This window comes from Bartonella sp. AP72JLCBS, assembly GCF_042195705.1.
GTDB lineage: Bacteria > Pseudomonadota > Alphaproteobacteria > Rhizobiales > Rhizobiaceae > Bartonella.
Genome location: NZ_JBHIOU010000008.1, coordinates 25,937 through 51,389, shown reverse-complemented (window position 1 = coordinate 51,389; position 25,453 = coordinate 25,937). Strand labels below are relative to the sequence as shown.

Sequence of the window (25,453 nt, the reverse complement as noted above, 5' to 3'; positions counted from 1 at the left end):
TTTCTATTGCATAAATTTTTGTTTATGACGAAAGTGTTTCTTTAACTGTTACAGCTAACTGTTTGAGTGTAAAAGGCTTAGATAAAAAACCAAAAACAGCATCTTGTGGAAGATTTTTAGCAAAGGCATCTTTTGCATATCCAGAAACGAAAAGCAATTTGATATCAGGATAGTTTTTACGGACTTCCTTCAATAAAGTTGGCCCATCCATTTCTGGCATCACCACATCGGAAACAATAATATCAACTTCTCCTTTTTGTTCCTCAAGAATAGAGAGTGCTTCCACCCCACTTGCTGCCTCTAAAACCGTATATCCTCTCATTTGAAGAGCTCTTACCCCCCCCATTCTGACCGCATCTTCATCTTCAACTAATAAAACAGTCGCAGATCCTGTTAAGTCTATATTTTTATCTTTCTCTTCATCTTTTTCAATCTTTTGAGAAATTTCTCCTTTTATATTGGGGATATAACGGGGAAGAAAAATATGAAATGTTGCTCCTTCACCTTCTTTACTTTCACAATAAATATATCCACCGCTCTGCTTGATAATTCCATAAACCATTGATAAACCAAGTCCTGTTCCTTTTCCAACTTCTTTTGTTGTAAAAAATGGCTCAAACATTTTTTCTTGTATAGCAGCAGATATACCAGCCCCTGTATCTGAAATAGTCAATTGCACATACTCGCCAATTGCTAATCCAAGATGATTAAATTCAGCACTTTGTTGCTTTGTAATATTATTTGTCGCAATCGTAACAATACCTCCATCTAACATGGCATCACGCGCATTAATAACCAAATTCATAATAACACGCTGAAAAGATGCTTGATCAACTTCAACGCTCCACAAATCTCTTCCATGGATAATTTTTAACTGAATATTATTCCCCAAAAGTGGTAAAATAAGATTGCGGATATCTGATAAAAATTCAGTAAAATCAACTTCTTCAGGTCGAAGTGTTTGCTTTCTAGAAAAAGCTAATAATTGCTGGACAAGAGCAGCTGCACGATTAGCATTGTTTTTAATATTGATCAGATCAGCATGAGCAGGATCAGAACTACGATGCGTATTTAAAAGAAGATCACACGACATTAAAATTGCTGTTAAAACATTATTAAAATCATGAGCAATGCCGCCAGCCAATTGTCCTACAGCTTGCATCTTCTGACTTTGCATCATTTTATCTTCAAGAGTTTTTTGTTCGGTTGTTTCAATCACAGAGATAATAAGCAAATCTTGCAATGCATCACCGTGATAGGGCGGTACAGACATAATATGGAGCCGTAAATGGCATTCTTCATTTTTTTCTAAAACAGTTTCTAGAGAAACAAAATAATTTTTATTTGTCGCAATTCTCTGAAAAGAACGCTCTAACTGCGCACAATCACGACGAGAAATAACATCATAAAAATTGACAGCTTTGTCCATACATCCCGTGAGTGATGAAAAAGCTTTATTCATATGAATCAATTGCCCTGCATGATCCACCACGGCTATTGCAAAAGGACTTGCATCAAAATATTCTCCTAATATACTGGGTAATTTTAATTGATCATCCTCTTCTTTTTGTATTTGTTGTGGAATGATCACAATACGATAAATGGCTTCCTCTTCTAAGAGAGAAGAAACAGATATAAGACAATGGAATATTTTCTCACAAGTCGTGTGTGAATTTAAACATAACGAAAACCTATAAGGTAAAGAGTAACCTGAACTTTGATATCTGTTGGTTTGTAAACAGATATCACTCCATGAGCTCTTAGCGCCAACGCTATCAAATAACGAATCAAAATTATATTGACCAATTGAGAAATTCGCTAAATCAATTGAAAACCATTCGGCAAAAGTCGCATTGGCATAAAGAATAGTTCCTTGTCTATTAACGGATACAAAACCAATAGAAGCTTGATCCAAGTGATTGATAGCCTCTTGAAGGTTCGAGAAAAAAACTTCTCGCGTTTGTTGTAAGTGCGAAATATCAGTAATACGCCAAAATAAAAGCTTTTTTTTCTGTTTTGTGATAGGTTGAACGGAAATATTATACCAAACAGATTTTTTTGGTGTAGAATCGGTAAAAATTGGTTGTTCTACTCTCAATTCCTCTTGCGCTGCAAGATTATTACAGGCTGCAACCTTTAAGCGGTACGAGAGTGCACCAGCTCCTGGAAGATCCGCAATAACCCTATAACAAGACACTTCAGGCTTATAGGTCAGAATTTTTCGATAGTTTTGATTAGAATAATAAACAAAACCAGAAAGATCAGAGATTACAATTGCATCATCGCTCCTATTAAAGATGCTAAAATCAAAATCTTCATGCGACCACACATGATATCTTAAAATTCCCATTCCACACAAAACGAGTGTTGCAACACCGATCATTGCTAGAATCAAAAAAGATATTGATATCGCCTGTTGCAAATAGTTTTGTGGATAAAAAAAACCTAAAATACCCACAATGAAAAGAAAACCTAATACAAAAACAACACCAAAAATCACAACTCTCCGATGAAACGAAGACGCTGATCTTTCATTATTCTCAAAATCTTTATCCATCTCTCTTTGCCTTAGCTTATAGCTATTTCTTATGTCACAAAACTTCCTTTATATTCGTTGTTATGTTGTTATAAAGTATATACTATGATATTATCTAAGATAAGCTCGCTTAATATTCAAAAGTTTATTTCTTACATTATAAGTGAATCTTTTGAGGGTATGTTTATAAATTTATCTCAATAAAAAATAATATTTCCATCCAAAATGGGAGAAAATCTATGTATATCTGGTTATCAGAGCAGATAGGTGTATCTGCTGCAAACATAACGGTAAGCTTTTTGCTTTTTATAATAACAATCGCAGCTATTACCGTAATTATCGTGTTTTTACGCCGCTTAGGTACGGGAAGATACAGCATTAATAGAAAAAAAAGTCTATCACGATTAGCATTATGTGAAGTAATTTCTATAGATCGAGCACGCCGCCTTGTTTTAGTCCGTTGCGATAATAAAGAACATTTGCTCCTTATTGGCGGATTAACAGATGTGGTTGTAGAATCCGATATTACTGATACATCAAAAATACAAAAAAGAGAAACACATACACATCTAAATTCCGCCCCTCCAGAAAGAAACGATGTATCGGATAAAAGTCCCTCTCCTTTTACGAATCAAGCGGTAAAAGATTCAGCCATCACCGCCGAAATTGAGGGGCGGCAAGAACCATCTTTATTCATTCCTACCCCTCAAAAATAAAAATATACAATTTTATCACCACGAATTTCGTTTGTTTATCATCTCAATAACCTTAATCATCGCGATAAACTCTTTCACGTCGTTCGTGACGTTCTTGCGCTTCCAATGACAAAACGGCTATCGGCCGAGCCTCAAGACGCTTGATACTAATGGGTTCGCCGGTTTCTTCACAAAAACCGTATGTCCCATTATCAATGCGCTCTAAAGCAGCATCTATTTTTGAAATAAGTTTCCTCTGACGATCACGAGCACGTAATTCGATTGTACGATCAGTTTCACAAGAAGCCCGATCAGTCAAATCGGGCTGACCAACATTCTCTTCCTGCAAATTTTCCAAAGTCTCACGAGCTTCTTTTAATATATCATTCTTCCAAGAAACCAATTTAGCACGAAAATACGCCTTTTGCCGCTCATTCATAAAAGGCTCATCTTCACTAGGGCGATATTGACCATCAATCTCTTCGCTCATGCAATAAAAAACCTCCACATATGCTATGTGCGGTCTATATATTGTGCAATACCCATCAACACAAGAGTAAAATGTTTTTTCATAACAATCGACGAATATATCTAAATGCACTGTTTAGGTTTGATCGCTTTTTTATGTAGATTGAATTCTTGATCAAATCTCATCCAGAATCATTTTTCTCGCTTATTGAAAAACTTTAAAAAGAAGGAAATCTAATATCAGATATCAGAGCCATCCCTCCCCTACTCTCTACATTGTTTAAAATCTAAATGAAGCAACAATAAATCATTTCATCAATGCAAAAAAATAAAATCTTTATAAAGGCAAAGTGTGATATTCACGTTTCAAATACATCAAAGCATCTTTTTCTTTATTACAGTTGATTGCAACAACCTCACCAATCAAAACACAATGGGTTGCGTGTTCGTGCCAACAAATCAAACGACAATCAAACGACGCTAGAGCGTCTGAAAGACTAGGCGCCCCCGTTTGCAAAGCTCCCCATTGAGCAACATCAAAACGCTCATTTTGTGTAGAATTGCAACGCCTCGAAAAAACATCCGCTAATGAGCGATGTTTTCCTGCCAAGCTATTAACACAAAAATTTCCATTCTCCATAAACACCTGATTCTTTAAATTATGGCGCATGAGACAAACAAGAAGGGTTGGAGGATCATCAGATAAAGAACAACACGCCGAAACAGTCACCCCACGTCTTCCCTTAATACCATTTGTTGTCACAATATGCACAGCTCCTGCAAAAAGACTCATGGCATCTCGATATTCTTGAGAAGAAACCGCAATAGTATGTTTATGTTGAAGTTCAGGCATCAAATATGTTTTATGATTCGACATATCTTTCACTTATAAAGCTTTAAAATTTCAAGCAATCTTTCCATAAAAAGACCTATAATACATATTTTTTCTTTTCCGTCATAACACAAAAAATATTTGTGTATACACAGCGATATGATAAAAACTGCCAATCTAAGGAGATTTTAATGCCTCATTTTCATCTCATTTCGCCTTCTCTCTTGGCTTCTGATTTTTCTAAACTTGGACAAGAAATGTTAGATGTTGTTGATGCTGGTGCAGATTGGCTTCATCTTGATATTATGGATGGGCACTTTGTTCCTAACATCACCTTTGGTCCTGAAATCGTCAAAGCTCTACGCCCATTAACAAAAGCAATATTTGATGTCCACCTGATGATCGCACCAGTAGACCCTTATTTAGAAGCTTTTGCAAAAGCAGGTTCAGATATTATAACTATTCATGCTGAAGCAGGTCCACATCTTCATCGTTCATTACAAACAATCAAAAAAATGGGGAAAAAAGCAGGAATCGCACTCAATCCAAGCACCCCTGAACATGTACTGGAATATTTGCTTGATCAATTAGATCTCATTCTCATCATGACGGTCAATCCCGGTTTTGGTGGACAAAGTTTTATTCCAGAAATAAAAAATAAAATTAAGCGCGTTAAAAACATGATTGCAAACCGCCCTATTGATCTTGAAGTTGATGGTGGTATCACCGTTGATACAATTGGGATAGCTGCAAAAGCTGGTGCAAATGTATTTGTTGCAGGCTCTGCAATTTATAAAGATGGAAATAAAGAGCTTTACAAAACACGTATTAGTGCATTGCGCCAAGCCGCAATCCTCTCACAACAAGGAAAAAAATGATGATCGCACGTTATTCCCGCCCTGCAATGGTAACAATTTGGTCTCCCGAAACAAAATATCGTATTTGGTTTGAAATTGAAGCCCATGCCTGTGATGCCCTTGCTCACTTAGGGATTATTCCGAAAGAAGCCGCCAAAGTCATTTGGGAAAAAGGGGCAGCAGCTAAATTTGATGTCAATCGCATTGATGAAATTGAAGCAATTACCAAACATGATGTTATCGCATTTCTAACCCACCTAGCTGAATTCATTGGACCAGAGGCACGTTTTATCCACCAAGGCATGACATCATCTGATGTTCTCGATACAACGCTGAACATTCAATTGATGCGTGCGAGTGATATTTTGCTAGAGGATATAGATCAACTTCTTGAAGCATTAAAAAGACGTGCTTTTGAGCATAAAGAGACAATCACCATTGGGCGGAGTCATGGCATTCATGCTGAACCGACAACATTTGGAATCAAGTTTGCTCTTGCATACGCTGAATTTTCCCGTTGTCGCAAACGTCTTCTTGCTGCACGAGAAGAAATTTCTACTTGCGCGATTTCAGGAGCTGTAGGAACTTTTGCTAATATCGATCCACGCGTTGAAGAACATGTAGCAAAAGCCTTGAAGATGCGTGCTGAACCGGTTTCCACCCAAGTAATACCAAGAGATCGTCATGCTATGTTTTTTGCAACACTTGGTGTTATTGCTTCCTCTATTGAAAGGCTAGCAATAGAAATACGCCATTTACAACGAACAGAAGTTCTTGAAGCAGAGGAACATTTCTCACCTGGACAAAAAGGTTCATCGGCAATGCCTCATAAACGTAATCCAGTTTTAACAGAAAATTTAACTGGATTAGCCCGCATGGTACGTGCATTTGCACTCCCAGCCATGGAAAATGTAGCTCTTTGGCATGAACGTGATATTTCTCATTCATCTGTTGAGCGTTATATTGCTCCAGATGCGACGATTACACTTGATTTTGCTCTTTCTCGCCTCACATCTGTCATTGAAAATCTCATTGTCTATCCAGAAAATATGCAAAAAAATCTCAATAAATTCCGCGGTCTTGTTCACTCACAACGGGTTCTTTTAGCCCTCACACAAGCAGGGATTAGTCGTGAAGATTCTTATCGGATTGTACAACGAAATGCGATGAAAGTTTGGGAACAAGGAAAAGATTTTTTAGAAGAACTCCTCAACGACAAAGATGTTACCAAAGCTTTAAGTGAAGAAGAACTTCGCGAAAAATTTGATCTTTCTTACCATACCAAACATATCAATACGATTTTTAAACGTGTTTTTGAAGAACAATAAAGCGACATAGAAAACCAAAATCCATTCAACCTATGATCAAAAATCTGTTGTAACAAAGAAAACAATTCATGAAAGCAAATCAACTCGATATTCTTATTGTTCCTGGCTACAAAGGATCTGGTCCAGATCATTGGCAAACACGCTGGGAAAAAAAATTGTCGACAGCCAGCCGCATTGAACAACTCCATTGGTCAAAGCCTGTTTGTGAAGAGTGGGTTAACAAAGTTAAAACCGCCATCGCAAAAGCTCAAAGGCCTGTTATGCTTATTGCTCATTCATTAGGAGTTCCCAGTGTTATTCATGCAACTGTACAAAATACAGAAAAAATTTGTGGCGCTTTCTTTGTTGCACCTCCAGATGTCGCCAATGAAAAAATACGTCCCAAACATTTAATGACATTTGGCCCCTATCATCGCCAAAAGCTTCCTTTTCCTTCTATTGTCATAGCCAGTCGCAACGATGAGTTTTGTCAATTTTCAGTAGCAGAAAAAATTGCCAATGATTGGGGATCACTCTTTGTTGATGCTGGGTATTCTGGCCATATTAACGCAGAATCCGGACACGGACCTTGGCCTGAAGGGCTTATGGTCCTCTCTCACTTTCTTGCAAAAATTTGATCCAAAAGAGGTGATCTTCTTTCTCATCGCTTATGTATCTTCACCTTTGGGTAAACGTGTAATGATAAAAATTATAAAAGTATCATAGCAATATCATTGAGAAATTCTATCAATTAGGATAGTATCATTTATCAATGTTATTAAAAACCTCTCAAGATAAATAGAGAATCATGATGAATCGTCGCCACCGTATTTATGAAGGCAAGGCTAAAATTTTATATGAAGGACCTGAACCAGGGACTTACATTCAATTTTTTAAAGATGATGCAACTGCCTTTAATGCAAAAAAACATGAAATTATCGACGGAAAGGGGGTTTTAAACAACCGAATTTCGGAACATATTTTTAGCCATCTTGGACGTTTGGGCATCCCAACACATTTTATCAAACGTATAAACATGCGCGAACAGCTTATTAAAGCAGTGGAAATCATTCCGTTGGAAGTTGTTGTTCGCAATGTTGCTGCCGGCTCTCTTGCTAAGCGTTTAGGACTGGAAGAAGGAACCCCGCTTCCGCAATCCATCATTGAATTCTACTATAAAAATGATTCTCTCGATGATCCTATGGTAACGGAAGAACATATCACAGCTTTTGGGTGGGCTGTCCCACAAGAGATAGAAGATATCATGCAACTTTCAATTCGTATTAATGATTTTCTTTCTGGGCTTTTTGCCGGTGTTAACATCCAATTAATTGATTTTAAAATGGAATTTGGTCGCCTGTGGGAAGATGAAACAATGCGCATTGTTCTTGCTGATGAAATCTCTCCTGATTCTGCACGACTATGGGATATGCACACACAAGAAAAAATGGATAAAGACCGTTTTCGTCGTGATATGGGAGGGCTTATTAATGCCTATCAAGAAGTTGCCAAACGTCTTGGTATTATGAATGAAAACGAACCAACACGACCAAGTGGTCCCGTTCTCGTAAAGTAAAAACAAGGTAAAAAACATCACCTTATACAAACACCCCTCTTCAAAGGAGAGGTTCTTTTAAAAAGCAGGAAGCAAAAAATGAAAGCACGCATTACAGTTACTTTAAGAGAAAGCGTTCTTGATCCACAAGGAGAAGCAATTGTCGGTGCTTTAAAAAGTTTGGCTTTCGAAGGCATTCAATCCATTCGTCAAGGAAAGGTTTTTGATATTGTTCTTGATGAACTACCTTCTGAAACCGCAAAGAAAAAACTTGAACAAATGTGTGAAGAGTTACTCGCAAATACTGTCATTGAAAATTATACAATCGAACTTTTTTAAGTGAAATGCTCATGAAAACTGCCATCATTCAACTTCCTGGATTAAATCGTGATCGAGATATGGTTGCAGCATTACATCATATAACGGGAGTTGAGCCACTAAAAATTTGGCAAACAGAAACAACAATTCCAGATGTAGATGTTATTATTATTCCTGGTGGTTTTTCCTATGGCGACTACTTAAGATGTGGTGCGATTGGAGCGCGAACTCCCGTCTTAAAAGCCATTCGTGAAAAAGCACAAGAAGGTACGACAATTATAGGTATCTGTAATGGATTTCAAATTTTGTTGGAAGCAGGATTATTACCCGGTACTTTAATGCGTAACGCTTCTTTAAAATTTGTTTGTCGTGAAATCAAGCTTGAAGTCGTCAACGCCAAGACAAAATTTTCTCGATATTATTCTAAAGGACAAATTATTCGTTGTCCTGTTGCCCATCATGACGGAAATTATTTTGTTGATAGTGAAACATTGAAACAAATGGAAGACAATGAACAAATTGTTTTTCGCTATGCAGAAAATACAAACCCGAACGGCTCAATGAAAGATATTGCTGGTATTGTTAATAAAGCTGGTAATATTCTTGGTATGATGCCCCATCCTGAAAACTTTATTGAACCCGCCCACGGAGGTACTGACGGTCGTTTACTTTTTCAAAGTGCTTTAGAGTTAGTAAATGGATAATGCTGCAAAAATACTCGCGCTCCATAATTTAAAAAAACAAGGATTTATACCATTTCTCGCATCGTAAATCTATAAACAAAGCTCTTCACAAACAACAATGGATATTATTTTCTAAACACATAATTATTTAAGACCATTTTTAGTCTTAAATCCCACCAAACAAACGGACAAAATCTTCAGCTTACTGTCTATAAATATTTTTATTATTAAACAACATTATTGTTTATAATATAAGCTGCTAGGTTAAAAAAATAAAAATACTAAATTTCGATTAATTTGACGGATAAATACTCATGAAGCCTTGCAATAACATCACTATTACATCAGAACTCATTGCACAACACGGGCTAAAAGAAGATGAATATCAACGTATCCTAACGTTAATTGGTAGAGAACCAACATTTACTGAACTAGGAATTTTTTCTGCAATGTGGAACGAACATTGTTCCTATAAATCATCTAAAAAATGGCTAAAAACTCTTCCGACAGAAGGAAAATGTGTCATCCAAGGACCTGGTGAAAATGCTGGTGTTGCCGATATTGGCGAAGGACAATGTGTTGTTTTCAAAATGGAAAGCCATAACCACCCTTCTTATATTGAACCTTATCAAGGTGCAGCGACAGGTGTTGGTGGTATTTTACGTGATGTCTTTACAATGGGAGCCCGTCCTGTTGCTGCTATGAATGCATTGCGATTTGGTGCTCCTGATCACCCACGAACACGCCATCTTGTTTCTGGTGTTGTTTCTGGAATAGGTGGTTACAGCAATTCTTTTGGTGTTCCAACGGTTGGTGGAGAAGTAAATTTTGATGAGCGTTATAATGGCAATATCCTTGTTAACGCTTTTGTCGCCGGTATTGCAAAGACAGACGCCCTTTTTTATTCTAAAGCACAAGGTATTGGACTCCCTGTTGTTTATCTGGGTGCAAAAACAGGACGTGATGGTGTCGGTGGAGCAACAATGGCTTCTGCTGAATTTGATTCTTCAATCAGTGAAAAACGCCCAACTGTTCAAGTCGGTGATCCTTTTACAGAAAAATGTCTCCTTGAAGCATGTTTAGAGCTCATGGAACTTGGAGCCGTGGTTGCTATTCAAGATATGGGGGCAGCAGGACTCACCTCTTCTGCCGTTGAAATGGGAGCAAAAGGAAATCTGGGGATACAGCTTAATCTTGATACAGTTCCTGTTCGAGAAGAAAACATGACAGCCTATGAAATGATGCTTTCTGAAAGTCAAGAGCGTATGCTCATGGTCCTTAAACCAGAACTAGAAAAGCAAGCAGAAGCAATTTTTCATAAGTGGGGACTACATTTTTCTATCATTGGAAAAACAACCGATGATTTACGTTTTCGTGTATTTCATCAAGGGGAAGAAGTTGTCAATCTTCCCATCAAAGAGCTTGGTGATGAAGCGCCTGTTTATGATCGTCCTTGGAGTGAGCCGGCAAAAAAAACACCCTTGAAAGCAGAAGACGTCAAAAAAGTTGAAAATCTTGGTGATGCGCTTCTGAGCTTATTGAATTCTGCTGATCAAAGTTCTCGGCGATGGGTTTATGAACAATATGATACCCTTATCCAAGGAAATAGCCTTGTTTGTCCAGGAGGTGATGCAGGCGTTATCCGTGTAGGAAACAACAGCAAACGTGCTCTTGCTTTTTCTTCTGATGTAACACCTCGCTATTGTGAAGCAGACCCTTATGAAGGGGGGAAACAAGCTGTCGCAGAATGCTGGCGAAACATTAGTACGACAGGTGCAACACCACTGGCTGCTACAGATAATCTCAATTTTGGTAACCCTGAAAAACCTGAAATTATGGGACAGCTGGTTTTTGCTATTAAAGGTATAGGAGAAGCTTGTAGAATCCTTGATTTTCCTATCGTTTCAGGCAATGTTTCTCTTTACAACGAAACAAATGGGGAAGCCATTCTTCCAACCCCCACAATTGCTGGTGTAGGCCTTCTTAATGATTGGTCTAAAATGGTAACAATAAGTGGTATGCAAAATGGAGATATTCTTGTTTTAGTAGGAAATTGCGGCTCCCATTTAGGACAATCAATCTATGCACGTAACATTTTAAATATTGATGCAGGCCCCCCCCCCCCTGTAGATTTACAACTTGAAAAAAAGCATGGTCAATTTGTTCGAGATGTCATACATCGTGGTTTTATTCACGCCGCCCATGACCTTTCTGACGGAGGATTAGCGATAGCACTTGCTGAAATGGTCATTAAAGCAGGTAAAGGAATCAAAGTAAAATTAAGCAATAAATCACCCCATCATGCAGAACTTTTTGGAGAAGACCAAGGACGTTATCTTTTAGCCGTCAAACCTCACTCTCTTAATAGTCTTAAAGAGCGTGCACAAATCAATACAGTTTCTTTAACAGAGCTAGGTCAAGTCGAGGGTACTTCTCTTAATATAGATGGGATATTAACACTTTCAGTAGACAAACTCACAAAAGCCTATGAAAACTGGTTTCCACAATTTATGGGTGAAGAATAAAAATTGTTTTTTCTCTTAAACAGCCTTTATAAAAAATGAACAACATAGGAGAATAATGATGGCAATGAGTGCCCATGCAATTGAAACGCTTATTCGTGAAGGCATTCCTGATGCTACTGTAAGAATTCGTGATCTTGCTGGAGATGGGGAACATTATGCTGCAGAAGTTATTTCTGAAAGTTTTCGTGGTAAAACCCGTGTTCAACAACATAAAATGGTCTATGATGCCCTTAAAGGCAATATGGGAAATGACCTTCACGCCTTAATGTTGCAAACAAATGTCCCAAAATAATCTAAAATTTCTTCTTGCATTCACACATTTAATACGATTAAAAGCAGTATGAATATAAATTACACACTGATAAAAATCTGAAATATCGAGGGATAAAAATGACCACTGTTCATGATTTTATTGACAACGAAATTAAAACAAACGACGTCATTTTATTCATGAAAGGAACACCTGACGCTCCGCAATGCGGGTTTTCAGGACAAGTTGTTCAAATTCTTGATTATTTAGGATTGAATTATAAAGGGATTAATATCTTAACTTCTAACGAATTGCGTCAAGGGATTAAAGATTACTCAAATTGGCCAACAATTCCACAGCTTTATATCAAAGGTGAATTTATCGGAGGCTGTGATATTGTTAAAGAGATGTTTCAAAACAATGAGTTACAGGAACTTTTGAAAGAAAAAAATATTCCATGTAATCAATCATAGGTATCTTTCATTTTATTCAGACTCTTAAAAAGAGCTGTTTTCAGACGAAATTTTTATTTCAAGGATGCCATATGTCATATTCAGTCGATGAACAAACGCATAGAGATGCGATTAGAAACAAAATTGGCTATAAAGAATTTGTTATTCTTATTGCTTCGCTCATGGCTATTAACGCTATAGCTGTTGATATTATGCTGCCAGCTATGCCCGATATTTTAGACGGCTTAAATGTTCTCAATGAAAATGATCAACATTATATCATTTCGAGTTATCTTATTAGCTATGGTATTGCTCAAATATTTTTCGGTCCAATAAGCGATAGGTATGGACGACGTAAACTTATTCTTCTCGGGCTTGCTTTTTATTCATTTACGGCGATTGGCTGTGCCTTTGTAACTGATTTTTCTCTCTTACTTATTTTACGTATCTTGCAAGGAATTGGAGGGGCTGCTATGCGCGTGCTCACAGTTTCCGTCGTACGTGATCTCTACAGTGGTCGAAAAATGGCAGAAGTTATGTCTATTGTTATGATGGTTTTTCTTGTTGCACCAATGGTTGGTCCCGCAACAGGACAGATCATTTTACTGCTCGGACATTGGCAATATATTTTTATTTTCATGGCAATGATTGGTTTAGGACTGATGATTTGGATTCAACTGCGCTTGCCTGAAACTCTTTATGCGCAACGCTCTCTTTCCTTTTCTTCAGTTAAACACAACTTATGGATTGTAATAACCAATCGCACAACACTTTGCTATACACTTGCAACGTCCATTATTTTAGGCTGTATCTTTACCGCCGTTAATACATCACAACAAACATATGAAGGGATCTATAATCTAGGACTTTGGTTCCCTATTGCTTTTGCAGTTGGTGCTGCATTTCAAGCTCTATCATCATTCTTTAACTCTCAACTCGTTGGACGCCTTGGAATGCGGCGTATTGCTCATACTATGCTTTTGCTCTTTTGTGCCACTTCATGCATTTGGTTTATTGGGTCCATCTTAGCAGGTGGTGTTATCCCTTTTCCTTTTTATATGACGTTATATTGTATATTAATGTTTACCTGCGGTGGTATTATGGCCAATTTCAATACACTCGCTCTTGAACCTGTAGGAGAAATAGCTGGAACAGCTTCTTCTGTATCCGGCTTTCTTCAAACATCTATCGGTGCAGGACTTAGCTTTTTTATTGCCCAACAATTTGATGAAACAACCATCCCAAACTCAGCAGGATTTTTCTTTCTGAGTCTCACTGCCATACTTCTCGTCTTATGGGCTGAACGTGGTTATCTTTTTAGGCAATATCATAGTAATCCTAACGAATAAATATTACTACGAAAGATTAATAACATCTCTCTTGAACAATAAGAAGATAAACCTATCAGACAAAATAAAACATCTTCAAATAGAACACTCTTGTGTTAAACATTCACATTGTTTGTTTAAAGATACAGCTCTCGAAATATCAAATCATTTCACGACAGCGCCCATAAATGGTATAATGTAAAAAAACAAACATACCTATTGTTGCAACAACTCTTGTCTGTGAAACGGTTTATTAAAAAATATTTTGATTCTTTTCTTCAATAGTTTTTATGAAGACGGGCTGGTCTTTCATCTCATGACAGGCAAACAAACAGTTTTGATTGGTTTAACCTAAACAAGATCGAAATAAGAGAAAAACTTACGCTTTAGGTCTTTCGTTCAATATAAAAAATAATAAATTATCTTTATAAATTAATATCTTACACAATCATAAAACCATAGGGAACTTTCCCATTTATAAAATATATTTAATTGATAAATTTTCCTGATTTTGGAAATCCTCTTGGAACCAAACGCCCGACGCCCGCACGCATTCCCATCCATTCAATGAGATCATCAGCTTGACGGTTAAAGATTCGTTCAGCTGTATCTTGCCAACTTAAGCCTTCTGATAAATTAAAAGTCTTGGCATCAACAACAGCACCTTCTTTATAACGCTGTAAACGAACACCTTTACCGCGATTCATTTCTGGTATTTGTTCAATAGAAAAAATAAGCATTTTACGGTTTTCACCGACTACAGCAACATGATCACCATTTACCGGAACACAAAGCTTTACCTTATCAGGAGCTTTCACATTCATCACTTGCTTTCCTTTTCGTGTATTGGCGATCACTTCTGCAGAAGAAACAATAAAACCATTACCGTGAGATGAAACCAAGAGAAATTTTTCCTCGGCGTGATGCACAAAAGCTGTGAGAACATCGTGCTCATCATCCATATCAACTAAGAGACGAATAGGTTCACCATGTCCCCGCCCTCCAGGTAAATTATTTGCACCAATAGCAAAAAACTTCCCCCCCGTACTGATCAGCACAATCTTGTCGGTCGTAAATGCTGGAAAGGCTAACTTTAAACTGTCTCCTTCTTTAAAAGAAAGTGCTTTATAATCGTTCAAGTGTCCCTTCAAAGCACGCATCCACCCCTTTTCAGAAATAACAATAGTAATCGGTTCTTTTTCGATCATTGCTTGTTGAATATCATCAAGATCATGTCTTGGTGCCTCTTCAAACGTCGTACGTCTTTTCCCCAAGAGTGTTTCAGGCCCAAAAGTGTTTCGAACTTTTTTGATTTCTTCTGAAATTATTTTCCACTGTTTTATAGGAGAAGCTAACAAATTCTGTAGCTTTTCTTTTTCAGCTTTCAAACTTTCAAATTCTTTACGAATTTCAAATTCCTCAAGCTTACGCAAAGAACGCAAGCGCATATTAAGAATAGCTTCAGCTTGATTTTCTGTTAATTCAAACCGATTAATCAGCTTCTTTTTCGGTTCATCCTCTTCACGAATAATCTGAATGACCTCATCGAGATTTAAATAGGCAATAAGATATCCATGAAGAATTTCCAATCGGCTATCAATTTGATCAAGCCGATAATGAGAGCGACGAATAAGCACTTCTTGACGATGTTCAAGCCATTGCTGCAAACTTTCTCGCAAAGAAAGGACATTGGGTATTTTTCCCAAAGACAAAACATTCAGATTAAGGGGAAATCTTACTTCAAAGTCAGTCAATTTAAAAAGAGACTCCATAAGGAGCTCCGGATCAACCGACCGATTTTTAGGAACCAGCACGATTCTGATATCTTCTGCTGATTCATCTTGGATATCCTCAAGCATTGGCAATCGGCGTGCAAGCAATAACTCTGCTGTTTTTTCAATAAGACGTGACTTTTGAATCTGATAGGGAATTTCAGTTACAACAATCACATAAGAACCACGGCTACCAGATTCCTGATGCCAACGTGAACGCAAGCGAAAGAATCCACGCCCAACACGATAGGATTCCTCAATACTTTTTTTAGGTTCAACTAAAATTCCCCCCGTCGGAAAATCAGGACCAAGAACAAATTGATTTAATTCCTCATCATTTACATCGGGATGCGCAATCAAATGGAGTGCTGCATCACAAAGCTCAGCAACATTATGGGGGGGAATAGATGTTGCCATACCAACAGCAATACCAGAAGAACCATTTGCTAAAAGATTAGGGAAAGCTCCTGGTAAAACAACAGGCTCTTCATCTTCCTCATTATAGGTTAAACGAAAATCAATAGCATTCTCATTAATTCCTTCAAGTAACAATGCAGCCACTTCAGTCATACGTGCTTCCGTATAACGCATGGCAGCAGCATTATCACCATCAATATTACCAAAATTGCCTTGCCCATCAACCAACGGATAACGAACAGCAAAACTTTGAGCCAAGCGCACCAAGGCATCATAAATAGACGCATCCCCATGAGGATGAAATTTTCCCATGACATCACCAACAATCCGCGCACATTTCGCATAAGACTGTCCAGGATTTAGTTTGAGAAGACGCATCGCATGAACAATCCGCCGGTGGACCGGCTTCAATCCATCACGTACATCAGGCAATGCACGGTGTGTAATCGTAGAAAGTGCATAAGCCAAATAACGTTCCTGTAAAGCAGAACGTAATTCTATTGGTTCAATATGTTCTTTATCAAAAGGTAAATTCATTTTATCAGACATAGTATTAAAACAACAATTCCCACAATAATAAGAAATTATTTTATAGGATTTATTTAATGAAATCTTCTATGAGTCGACTTTCTTATTAAAAGTCAATTACATAAAAACAAACGCTGCAATTAGAACATGAACAGAAAATTATATCAATTTGAAAAATTTATACATGTCCTTCCCCCCTTGTCCTAAGTAATTTATTGAAAGCTTTGTCAAATTCGACGATAATTTAACTGCCCACAAAGAGTTATTTCATCTTTTCTGAAATGACAAAAGCACCTTTCAAACATCATCTTTTATTATAAAGATAAATTGTATAACAACCCCATTCAGTTTTTCTACGAAAAACCAAAAAAATGTTCAAAGCTTATGAAATTTAAACTTTTCAGAGTAAGTCCATAGAATGGAAAACCACATTATTCTCATAAAAACGAAGAGACACAATTCTCTGCTACAACGTTGTAAAAACTTCAATAAAAAATAAATAATATATTGACATATAAAGATAATTAATTTTTTTCAACTAAAATGAGGCTCCCGAATATTATAGAATTCTTTTATTTCTAATTTATTCATGATCAAGCAATTATAATTATTTCCTCACCTATCACAAGGGGAAAAGCCACTATAGAAACAAGGAATAAAAATGCCTCGTAAAGAATCAACACAATAGCGTTTTGCCTATCTAAATTTCACAAACAGTACACGCACACACCGTTGACTCTTGAAAGGCATCAAAACTTCACTCTACGTAGAAAAGATGAAACCAATCCATTATCAACTTTATGAGCTATTTTTGTGAGTAGGAGCCATGCGGATTCCTAAATCACGTAATTGTGTAGGAGAAACATCAGACGGAGCGCTCATTAAAAGATCAAGCGCCTGTTGGTTCATAGGGAATAAAGCAACTTCACGCAAATTTTTAACACCTTGTAACAGCATAATAATGCGGTCAATTCCCGCAGCCATACCACCATGTGGTGGAGCCCCATAATGGAATGCACGATAAAGACCACCAAAACGATCTTTCACAACTTCCTTAGAAAGTCCTACAAGTTCAAAAACTTTAAGCATCATTTCTGGTAAGTGATTACGAATTCCACCTGATGCAATTTCATAACCATTGCAAACAAGATCATATTGAAAAGCTTTAATAGTAAGAGGATCTTGACAGGCAAGGGCATTTTCTCCCCCTTGAGGCATGGAAAAAGGATTATGTGCAAAATCAATCTTTTTTTCATCTTCATTCCATTCAAAAAATGGAAAATCAACAATCCACGCCAAAGAGAAACTATCTCTATCAAGAAGATCTAATTCTTCCCCTACCCTTGTGCGTGCTGCTCCGGCAAAAGATGAAAACTTTTTTGGATCGCCAGCTACAAAAAAACAGGCATCCCCACTTTCAAGCCCAAGCTGTATACGGATTGCTTCAGTCCTCTGTTCACCAATATTTTTGGCGATAGGCCCTGCTCCTTCAAATTTTCCTTCTTCTTCACGCCAAAAAATATAACCGAGCCCTGGTTGCCCCTCGCCTTGTGCCCATACATTCATACGATCACAAAAAGCACGACTTCCACCCGTTTTAGCTGGAATAGCCCACACTTGAGCATTCTCATCATTCGCTAAAATTTGAGCAAAGACTTTGAAACCAGAATTATAAAAATGCTGAGAAACATCTTCCATAATGATCGGATTACGTAGATCAGGCTGATCAGAACCATATTTTTGCATTGCTTCATCATAGGAAATGCGAGGAAAGCTTTGTGTCACAGTCTTTCCATCTGCAAATTCTTCAAAAATAGAACGCATAATAGGTTCCATAGTTGCTAAAACATCTTCTTGCTCAACAAAACTCATTTCAACATCTAATTGATAAAATTCACCAGGAAGACGGTCGGCCCTTGGATCTTCATCTCTAAAACATGGAGCAATCTGAAAATAACGATCAAAACCTGACATCATCAACAATTGTTTATATTGCTGTGGCGCTTGCGGTAGCGCATAAAATTTTCCCTGATGAACACGACTTGGAACCAAAAAATCACGCGCTCCTTCCGGCGATGAAGCTGTCAAAAGTGGCGTCGTAAATTCCGTAAAACCATTATTTTGCATAGCCCGTCTCATAGCCGCAATAATTTCAGTCCGACGCATGATATTTTTGTGCATAGTCTCCCGACGCAAATCAAGAAAACGATATTTTAATCGAATATCTTCTGGATAATCAGGCTCACCAAAAACCGGTAAAGGAAGCTCATCAGATTTTGAAAGAATTTCTACCTCTTGTGCAAAAATTTCAATCTCACCTGTTGGAAGCGTTGCATTAATAACCTCATCAGAACGAGCACATACCTCCCCATCCACACGAATAACCCATTCAGAACGCACTTTTTCAATAACTTTAAAAGCTGGTGAAGCAGGGTCAGCAACAATTTGTGTGATTCCAAAATGATCACGTAAATCCACAAAAAGAATCCCTCCATGATCACGAACACGATGAACCCACCCCGAAAGACGAACTTGTGTTCCTACATCACATCTACGGAGAGCCGCACAATGATGACTGCGATAACGATGCATGTTTTTTGCCTTTGATTATAATATTCACATGCGCTACAAACGCTTTTTAATAACCATTTGTCAAGATATGAGAATAAAAACTCAAAAATAAAGTCAACAAAGGACAAATTTAATTTATCGAATTATAATAAAATGATGAATCTTATTACACAAACAACAGATCTTGAAATTGCACTTAACGCTCTACGTACCTCTGATTTTGTAACAGTCGATACTGAGTTTATCCGCGAAACAACTTTTTGGCCTCAACTGTGTTTAATCCAGCTCGCATCACCAGATGTCACAGTTTTGATTGATCCCATAGCACCAGATATTGATTTACAACCATTTTTTGACCTTATGGTCGATAAAAAAGTTGTAAAAGTTTTTCATGCTGCGCGCCAAGATATTGAAACAATTTATCATCTTGGAGGTGTTATTCCTTCCCCTCTCTTTGATACGCAAATAGCAGGATCAATTTGTGGATTTGGTGATTCTATCTCCTATGATCAAATTGTACAACGTTGCACGGGGCATCATCTTGATAAATCTTCCCGCTTTACAGACTGGAGTTGCCGACCTTTGTCTGAAAAACAACTGCTCTATGCACTTGCCGATGTAACCTATTTAAGAGATGTTTACCTGTTATTGAAAAAAAGGTTAGAAAAAAATCAACGTGCTCACTGGATGGATGATGAACTAACAATCCTTTTAAATCCTAAAACCTATGATATGCCAGAAGATGAAGCATGGAAAAAAGTGAAAGGACAAATTAAAAAGCCACGTGAACTTGCTGTATTACAAAAGATAGCAGCTTGGCGTGAACGTGAAGCACGAAGATACAATATGCCACGTCGTCATATCATAAAAGATGAATGTCTTATAGAAATAGCAACCCAACAACCAAAAGATGAATCTGCATTAAAACGATTGCGCAGTCTTAATAAGAATTGGGATAAACTCTCAATTGCTCAATCATTAATCAAAGCTGTCCATGAAGGCTTAGAGGTGGATCTTTCTACTTTACCCCCCATTCCTAAACATAATCCACTCAATGATACGACAGCCGCTGTTATCGATCTGCTCAAAGTGTTATTAAAAATTGTTGCAAATGAAAACAGCATTGCCCCTAAAATTATTGCAACATCTAATGATTTAGAAAAAATTGCCAATGGAGGAATAAAGAAAAATATTCCCGCTATGAATGGCTGGCGCTATGAAATATTTGGTAAAAAAGCCGAACAACTGCTAAAGGGACAGATAGGGTTTTACTTTAACGATGGAAAAATAAGCACAAAACAGCTTTAATTTACATTTTCATTTTGAAAAATCCATTATGCTACTCATTATCTATATCAATTGGTATGCCCTATAGACCAACGCAAACAGGATAAATAAAGCCCACTTCTGACAAAGTTAAAAAATTAAATAGTAAACTCTCATTAAAATGATAGCTAAATCTTTATCAGGTCAATTAAATAGCAATCCCATTAAAAATAATCTAAAAAAACAGACAGTTCCTTATTTAAAAGTTTTGAAAAAAAAAGTTCTGATAATAAAAGCGCATTCATTACAAAAATAGCAGCCTAGAAATAGGAACAAACAAAGATATAATGCCTCACGTCACCATATCGTATTAAAAACTACCGAGATTGCAATCTAACAATCAAAAACGAGCCAGCATAACAACTAAAATACCTAACAAAAGCAATATATTGATTTCTAAAAATAATCTAGCGTTATTTATATTGAATTAGACCTCCGAATATCGTAAGATTCTCTCACTCCATCTCAATAAGACTCATAAAGTTTCACATAAGAATTATATGATAAAGCGCTGTTTTTTATAAATTAAATACCTTTCAAAGGATTCAAAAATCATGGTTAATAAATAGTTGTGATTTATTTCTATTTTTTATAGTGAAAGGATTTTATAATGACTGAAATGATATTCTTTTGACAGACCGTGAAAGTGCAAAACTGTTTCATATGAGTATTTCAACATTCCAGCGTCATGTAACCAATGGATCTCTCCCAAAATCTTTAAAACTTGTTTTTTATCGCGTTGGTTACAATCGTAATCTTATGAAGATAATCGAGCAAGCTAAACAGAAACGTTATAACGACACAGCATAAAAAGAAAACCTTTTCACGTAAAAATGGACAAAACTTTTCATTTTCACATGAAGCTTATGAAGTGAAAAATCCATCCTGTGATGCAAGTAACAGAATAAAAAATTATGTTTTCTTTTATGAATGCTCAGGCATTACAAATGCTTTGCGTGGTGTCTAGCATGGGCGTTATGGAACAAGTCCTATTGTCCAGCTCATGATGATAGGCTACCTAGTTTATCCCTCGTCAATGGCCCTATTATTAAGACATAAAACACGAATAAATTAGGAAAAAAATCAAAAAATTTCAAAAGCGAGAGGTTGTTTTATTATTTTTGATAACTTCTGTAATCGTCCAAGAGGACGTTCTCCTAATAACCCAGCGTAATTCTTTGGGATCTGCAGGATAATATGATCTGCTTTTTTATGCCACAATAAATGAGGTAAAATTCCTGCAACAGAAGCACTAAAAAGATGAGCAATACGCATAGTTTCGCCAAGAATACGTGCTTTTTCAATTATATTTTGAGTTGCTAATTGAAAAATGGGAAGAGATTCTTTATCAACCAATAAACTCGTATTGCGAAAAAAAACAGCAAGTGCCGCATAAAGGCGCCCTTCATGAGAAATTCCTGGATAAGATCCTAAAGCTATTTGATTTGCTGCTTCATTGCCTCGATAATCTGGATGTATACGCCAACCAATATCCGCAAGAAGACAAGCGGCTTGACGATAACGGCATTCATTTTCGGTTTCTGAAATTCCAAAAACTTCAAAAGCATTCGTCGTAAAATCAATGAGTTCTTCTGCTTGTTTTGGTGAACGTGCCCGTAAAATAGCCATTTCTGTGCATGCTGCAATGAGAGGATCTGAAAGTCGAATCGCCTGCGGCAATCGTGAATAAAGAAAACCTTCACGAACGCCAGCACCAGAAAAGATTATCTTTTCAAACTCCATACACTGAATGAGTTCAATAAGAACTATTGCCCCATAAGATAAAAGTTTTCGACGGTTCTGAGAAACCGCTGCAATCCCTCTCATATTATCAATATTGCCACGTGCTACAAGACGTAAAAAGTTCTCCATTTCAACAGCATCAACTTCATAGCCATGCATAACAGGGAGCCGATAGTGTTTCATTGCCATATGGAGTTTTGCCAAATTACGCCATGTCCCCCCTACTGCATAAAAATAACGTGCTATACCTTTACGAGCACGAACAACAGACGATTTATAAAATTGCTCATGTACAATTTTTGTAGCTACAGCACTATCATTATTTGACATATACTGTAGCCTTAAACCACCCAATGGGAGCGTTATCCCTTCACCAACATCAGAATGATCAATATCAATCAGCTCAAGACTTCCACCACCAAGATCCCCAGAAATACCTTTTGGTTGATAAAAAGTAGACACAACTCCATATGCTGAATACATAGCTTCTTCACTTCCTGAAAGAAGATATATTTTATTTTGCAAAATATCTTCAGCATGCTGAATAAATGCTACGCCATTCTGTGCATCTCGTGCTGCTGCTGTTGCTAAAGTATAGACCTCATCTGCCCCAATCTGTCGACAAAGCGTACGAAACCGTTTCAGTGTTTGCAACGCCATTTTCATCGATTTTTCTTCTAAAAATCCTGTTTTCGCCACACCATGACCGAGACCACAAAGAATCTTTTCATTAAATAAAACTGTTGGTGATCGAACAAGCCCCTCATAAATAACCAACCGAACAGAATTTGAGCCAATGTCAATAACAGCAACAGGCTTACGCCCTTTTAACCGACCTTGAGCATCTCTATATGTCATTGGATTTTAGTCTTTATGTATTTCGGCTTGTTGCCGATGCAACGCAACCAAGCGCGAAACAGAAGACTCAAAAGACTCATTTTCCCCCGCAAAACTTGTATTGGCCATAAAATACTCCTGCGCATTAAATAGACTTTCACCTATCTGCGGTGTAATACGTTTTGATGTTCCATCCTTAAGTATATCAAAGCTTTGTTGATTATCAATGATATTAGCTAACATAATCTGTAAAAGAATTTTTTGACGCACTATTTTATTAAAAACCGGAACCAATATTTCAATACGATAGTCCAAATTACGAGGCATCATATCAGCAGAGCCTAAGTAAACGAGTGCATTTTCATTAGGCAAATCTTGACCATTCCCAAAACAAAAAATGCGACTATGTTCAAGAAAACGCCCGACAATTGATTTTACACGAATATTATCCGAAATTCCTAGAATACCAGGACGTAAACAACATATCCCCCGCACAACCAAATCAATTTGCACCCCTGCTTGACTGGCACGATATAAAGCATCAATAATTTCAGGATCAACCAATGCATTAACTTTCATCCAAATAGCAGCAAACCCTCCCTGTTGTGCATGAACAATTTCTCCCTCAATATGCTCTAAGATACGACCACGCAGTGTTAAGGGTGAAAAAGCAATCTTCATTGTTTCATTTGGACGCTCATATTGCGCAATATAATTGAATAATAACGCAACATCATGAGCGATATCATCATCCGTGGAAAAAAAAGAAAGATCGGTATAAGTTTTAGCATTAATGGGATGATAATTTCCTGTTCCAAGATGAACATAAGAGCGAAGACGTTTTCCCTCACGTCTCACAACTAATGACATCTTAGCATGCGTTTTTAATGCAATAAAACCAAAAATAACTTGAACTCCAGCACATTCAAGATCCCGGGCCCAACGAATATTTGCTTCCTCATCAAAACGTGCTTTAAGTTCTACCAAAGCAGTCACAGACTTTCCCTGTTCAGCTGCTTCAATCAAAGCGCCAACAATTGGACTATCATTTGATGTACGATAAAGTGTTTGTTTTATTTCTACAACATCAGGATCGCAAGCAGCTTGACGTAAAAATTGGACAACAACATCAAATGTCTCATAGGGGTGATGAATCACAATATCATTTTCACGAATAGCCGCAAAACAATCCCCTTTATGTTTACGAATACATTCTGGAACACGAGAAATATAAGGAATAAATTTAAGATCATCGCGGGGAATAGAAACAATTTCTGATACCGTATTAAGCGCTAAAAATCCGTCAAGGACATTAATACAATTATCAGGAACAGCGAGACTATTCGCTATAAATTGGCGTAAACTCTCTGGCATTTTTGCGTCAAACTCAACTCGAATAACCTGCCCACGGCGCCGCCTTTTGAGAGCAGTTTCAAAAAAATGAACAAGATCCTCAGCTTCTTCTTCTACTTCAATATCGCTATCTCGGATTATTCTAAATGTACCAATTCCTTTAACCTCATAGTTAGGAAATACATGTTTAATAAAAAGGCAAATAACATCTTCAGATGCGATAAAACGAAAATGTTTACCTTCTTGAGGAAGAAGAACGAAACGCCTTAAAAGCATTGAAATAGACAACAACACTGTGTGTGAATTCTGATCAGTTTCTCCAGACAATTGAAGCCCAATAGAAAGCCCTAAATTAGGAATAAATGGAAAAGGATGAGTAGAATCAACAGGTAAAGGTTTTAAAACAGGAAAAATTGTCTCAAGAAAATATTTTTCAAGCCATGATTTTTCAATTTCTGAAAGATCATCAGAACAAATAATTTCAATATCATTCTTTTTTAATTCATCACGTAAAACATTCAATTCTCGTAGTTGGTGAGCCTGCAGCTTTGAAATCTCAGCTAATACAATATCAAGTTGTTCCTGTGGAGTGTGCCCATCTGCACTGCACGCTGTAACGCGAGCACGAATTTGAGCTGCTAGTCCTGCAACACGAACCATAAAAAACTCATCAAGATTTGCAGCTGAAATAGAAAGAAATTGTAGACGTTCTAATAAAGGATGTTTCGAATTAGCCGCTTCCATCAAAACACGATTATTAAATTGTAGCCATGAAAACTCTCGATTAATAAACCGTACCGGATTTTTCATTGTTATATTCGATATAGAAATTTTATCTACCACCCTCTGTTCCATATATCCTAAATAATTTTCTTTTATATTTTCTAAAATCCTTGACGAAATATCTCACATAACATTTGATAATATGTTATCATCATAATAATATATCAATACCTAACTTCCCTCATCATTTTTCCATTTAATATTTAAAAGTACTTGGAATTATTGCTATGCGCAAAGCACTAAAAGTAAGACAACTATTCTAATATAGCATAAAAGAAGAGAAATTTGTCTTAAAAAGCATCTTGCATTATTATACG

The 25,453-nt window shown here is 37.0% G+C and carries 19 protein-coding genes and 1 pseudogene; 13 read left to right on the top strand and 7 right to left on the bottom strand.

Going from position 1 to position 25,453, the window contains the following annotated elements; translation table 11 throughout:
- Nucleotides 1-22 precede the first annotated feature (22 nt).
- Nucleotides 23-2,557 (bottom strand): response regulator, encoded by a 2,535-nt coding sequence (locus tag ACFILO_RS05655; RefSeq protein WP_375632185.1) that lies wholly within the window; start codon nucleotides 2,555-2,557, stop codon nucleotides 23-25.
- Between the two features lie 218 nt (nucleotides 2,558-2,775).
- Between ACFILO_RS05655 and ACFILO_RS05650 the strand changes: the two genes are divergently transcribed.
- The gene (locus ACFILO_RS05650) at nucleotides 2,776-3,252 is read left to right on the top strand and encodes a hypothetical protein (protein ID WP_375632184.1); all 477 of its coding nucleotides are present in this window, start codon (nucleotides 2,776-2,778) and stop codon (nucleotides 3,250-3,252) included.
- 52 nt (nucleotides 3,253-3,304) lie between these two features.
- On the opposite strand, the gene dksA is transcribed toward ACFILO_RS05650, so the two are convergent.
- Both dksA and ACFILO_RS05640 read right to left on the bottom strand, forming a co-directional pair.
- Nucleotides 3,305-3,721, bottom strand: a complete 417-nt coding sequence (gene dksA / locus ACFILO_RS05645) for an RNA polymerase-binding protein DksA (RefSeq protein WP_015856486.1) — start codon at nucleotides 3,719-3,721, stop codon at nucleotides 3,305-3,307.
- Between the two features lie 315 nt (nucleotides 3,722-4,036).
- Nucleotides 4,037-4,576: a flavin reductase gene (locus ACFILO_RS05640; protein WP_375611549.1), complete on the bottom strand. Its 540-nt coding sequence runs from the start codon at nucleotides 4,574-4,576 to the stop codon at nucleotides 4,037-4,039.
- Between the two features lie 146 nt (nucleotides 4,577-4,722).
- Between ACFILO_RS05640 and rpe the strand changes: the two genes are divergently transcribed.
- From rpe to ACFILO_RS05590, 10 genes are all read left to right on the top strand, one after another.
- Nucleotides 4,723-5,409 carry a ribulose-phosphate 3-epimerase gene (gene rpe, locus ACFILO_RS05635; RefSeq protein ID WP_375613084.1) on the top strand — a complete coding sequence of 229 codons (687 nt, stop codon included), beginning with the start codon at nucleotides 4,723-4,725 and terminating at the stop codon, nucleotides 5,407-5,409.
- A complete protein-coding gene (purB, locus tag ACFILO_RS05630; RefSeq protein WP_375632257.1) occupies nucleotides 5,409-6,716 on the top strand; it encodes an adenylosuccinate lyase in 1,308 nt (435 codons plus the stop codon). The genes rpe and purB overlap by 1 nt, the downstream gene beginning before the upstream one ends.
- A gap of 68 nt (nucleotides 6,717-6,784) precedes the next feature.
- The gene (locus ACFILO_RS05625; protein WP_375611547.1) at nucleotides 6,785-7,333 is read left to right on the top strand and encodes an RBBP9/YdeN family alpha/beta hydrolase; all 549 of its coding nucleotides are present in this window, start codon (nucleotides 6,785-6,787) and stop codon (nucleotides 7,331-7,333) included.
- Nucleotides 7,334-7,506: 173 nt separating this feature from the next.
- A complete protein-coding gene (gene purC / locus ACFILO_RS05620) occupies nucleotides 7,507-8,271 on the top strand; it encodes a phosphoribosylaminoimidazolesuccinocarboxamide synthase (RefSeq protein WP_273791179.1) in 765 nt (254 codons plus the stop codon).
- Between the two features lie 78 nt (nucleotides 8,272-8,349).
- Nucleotides 8,350-8,589 (top strand): phosphoribosylformylglycinamidine synthase subunit PurS, encoded by a 240-nt coding sequence (purS, locus tag ACFILO_RS05615; RefSeq protein ID WP_273791180.1) that lies wholly within the window; start codon nucleotides 8,350-8,352, stop codon nucleotides 8,587-8,589.
- Between the two features lie 11 nt (nucleotides 8,590-8,600).
- Nucleotides 8,601-9,272 (top strand): phosphoribosylformylglycinamidine synthase subunit PurQ, encoded by a 672-nt coding sequence (purQ, locus tag ACFILO_RS05610; protein ID WP_375613086.1) that lies wholly within the window; start codon nucleotides 8,601-8,603, stop codon nucleotides 9,270-9,272.
- Nucleotides 9,273-9,565: 293 nt separating this feature from the next.
- Nucleotides 9,566-11,776 (top strand): phosphoribosylformylglycinamidine synthase subunit PurL, encoded by a 2,211-nt coding sequence (gene purL / locus ACFILO_RS05605; RefSeq protein WP_375677953.1) that lies wholly within the window; start codon nucleotides 9,566-9,568, stop codon nucleotides 11,774-11,776.
- 58 nt (nucleotides 11,777-11,834) lie between these two features.
- Nucleotides 11,835-12,068 (top strand): BolA/IbaG family iron-sulfur metabolism protein, encoded by a 234-nt coding sequence (locus ACFILO_RS05600; RefSeq protein WP_375611543.1) that lies wholly within the window; start codon nucleotides 11,835-11,837, stop codon nucleotides 12,066-12,068.
- Nucleotides 12,069-12,166: 98 nt separating this feature from the next.
- Complete coding sequence (gene grxD / locus ACFILO_RS05595; RefSeq protein ID WP_375606638.1) at nucleotides 12,167-12,499, top strand: Grx4 family monothiol glutaredoxin; 333 nt, start codon at nucleotides 12,167-12,169, stop codon at nucleotides 12,497-12,499.
- Between the two features lie 71 nt (nucleotides 12,500-12,570).
- Nucleotides 12,571-13,827 carry a multidrug effflux MFS transporter gene (locus ACFILO_RS05590; RefSeq protein WP_375613088.1) on the top strand — a complete coding sequence of 419 codons (1,257 nt, stop codon included), beginning with the start codon at nucleotides 12,571-12,573 and terminating at the stop codon, nucleotides 13,825-13,827.
- A 467-nt stretch (nucleotides 13,828-14,294) separates the two neighbouring features.
- Here ACFILO_RS05590 and parC read toward each other — a convergent pair whose 3' ends face one another.
- Nucleotides 14,295-16,544 (bottom strand): DNA topoisomerase IV subunit A, encoded by a 2,250-nt coding sequence (gene parC / locus ACFILO_RS05585; RefSeq protein ID WP_375653454.1) that lies wholly within the window; start codon nucleotides 16,542-16,544, stop codon nucleotides 14,295-14,297.
- Nucleotides 16,545-17,321: 777 nt separating this feature from the next.
- Nucleotides 17,322-19,115, bottom strand: coding sequence for an aspartate--tRNA ligase (gene aspS / locus ACFILO_RS05580; RefSeq protein ID WP_375637467.1), 1,794 nt, complete (start codon nucleotides 19,113-19,115; stop codon nucleotides 17,322-17,324).
- 132 nt (nucleotides 19,116-19,247) lie between these two features.
- On the opposite strand from aspS, the gene rnd reads away from it, so the two are divergent.
- Together rnd and ACFILO_RS05570 are read left to right on the top strand one after the other, a co-directional pair.
- On the top strand, nucleotides 19,248-20,402 hold the full coding sequence (gene rnd / locus ACFILO_RS05575; protein ID WP_375677952.1) for a ribonuclease D: 1,155 nt from the start codon (nucleotides 19,248-19,250) through the stop codon (nucleotides 20,400-20,402).
- Nucleotides 20,403-21,044: 642 nt separating this feature from the next.
- A pseudogene (locus ACFILO_RS05570) lies at nucleotides 21,045-21,230 on the top strand (helix-turn-helix transcriptional regulator).
- Between the two features lie 273 nt (nucleotides 21,231-21,503).
- On the opposite strand, the gene ppx reads toward ACFILO_RS05570, so the two are convergent.
- Together ppx and ACFILO_RS05560 are read right to left on the bottom strand one after the other, a co-directional pair.
- Nucleotides 21,504-23,021, bottom strand: a complete 1,518-nt coding sequence (ppx, locus tag ACFILO_RS05565; RefSeq protein WP_375611538.1) for an exopolyphosphatase — start codon at nucleotides 23,019-23,021, stop codon at nucleotides 21,504-21,506.
- Nucleotides 23,022-23,027: 6 nt separating this feature from the next.
- Entirely contained in the window at nucleotides 23,028-25,208 is a 2,181-nt protein-coding gene (locus ACFILO_RS05560) for an RNA degradosome polyphosphate kinase (protein WP_375677951.1), read from the bottom strand.
- Between the last annotated feature and the right edge of the window lie 245 nt (nucleotides 25,209-25,453).

Excerpts from the sequence above, each read along its gene's own strand:
- ACFILO_RS05625 (WP_375611547.1), top strand. The coding sequence starts at position 6,785 with ATGAAAGCAAATCAACTCGATATTCTTATTGTTCCTGGCTACAAAGGA.
- ACFILO_RS05650 (WP_375632184.1), top strand. The coding sequence starts at position 2,776 with ATGTATATCTGGTTATCAGAGCAGATAGGTGTATCTGCTGCAAACATA.
- rnd (WP_375677952.1), top strand. The coding sequence starts at position 19,248 with ATGATGAATCTTATTACACAAACAACAGATCTTGAAATTGCACTTAAC.
- ACFILO_RS05655 (WP_375632185.1), bottom strand. The coding sequence starts at position 2,557 with ATGGATAAAGATTTTGAGAATAATGAAAGATCAGCGTCTTCGTTTCAT.
- parC (WP_375653454.1), bottom strand. The coding sequence starts at position 16,544 with ATGTCTGATAAAATGAATTTACCTTTTGATAAAGAACATATTGAACCA.
- dksA (WP_015856486.1), bottom strand. The coding sequence starts at position 3,721 with ATGAGCGAAGAGATTGATGGTCAATATCGCCCTAGTGAAGATGAGCCT.
- purL (WP_375677953.1), top strand. The coding sequence starts at position 9,566 with ATGAAGCCTTGCAATAACATCACTATTACATCAGAACTCATTGCACAA.
- ppx (WP_375611538.1), bottom strand. The coding sequence starts at position 23,021 with ATGACATATAGAGATGCTCAAGGTCGGTTAAAAGGGCGTAAGCCTGTT.
- rpe (WP_375613084.1), top strand. The coding sequence starts at position 4,723 with ATGCCTCATTTTCATCTCATTTCGCCTTCTCTCTTGGCTTCTGATTTT.
- purC (WP_273791179.1), top strand. The coding sequence starts at position 7,507 with ATGAATCGTCGCCACCGTATTTATGAAGGCAAGGCTAAAATTTTATAT.
- purQ (WP_375613086.1), top strand. The coding sequence starts at position 8,601 with ATGAAAACTGCCATCATTCAACTTCCTGGATTAAATCGTGATCGAGAT.
- grxD (WP_375606638.1), top strand. The coding sequence starts at position 12,167 with ATGACCACTGTTCATGATTTTATTGACAACGAAATTAAAACAAACGAC.
- ACFILO_RS05590 (WP_375613088.1), top strand. The coding sequence starts at position 12,571 with ATGTCATATTCAGTCGATGAACAAACGCATAGAGATGCGATTAGAAAC.
- ACFILO_RS05640 (WP_375611549.1), bottom strand. The coding sequence starts at position 4,576 with ATGTCGAATCATAAAACATATTTGATGCCTGAACTTCAACATAAACAT.
- purS (WP_273791180.1), top strand. The coding sequence starts at position 8,350 with ATGAAAGCACGCATTACAGTTACTTTAAGAGAAAGCGTTCTTGATCCA.
- purB (WP_375632257.1), top strand. The coding sequence starts at position 5,409 with ATGATCGCACGTTATTCCCGCCCTGCAATGGTAACAATTTGGTCTCCC.
- ACFILO_RS05560 (WP_375677951.1), bottom strand. The coding sequence starts at position 25,208 with ATGGAACAGAGGGTGGTAGATAAAATTTCTATATCGAATATAACAATG.
- aspS (WP_375637467.1), bottom strand. The coding sequence starts at position 19,115 with ATGCATCGTTATCGCAGTCATCATTGTGCGGCTCTCCGTAGATGTGAT.
- ACFILO_RS05600 (WP_375611543.1), top strand. The coding sequence starts at position 11,835 with ATGGCAATGAGTGCCCATGCAATTGAAACGCTTATTCGTGAAGGCATT.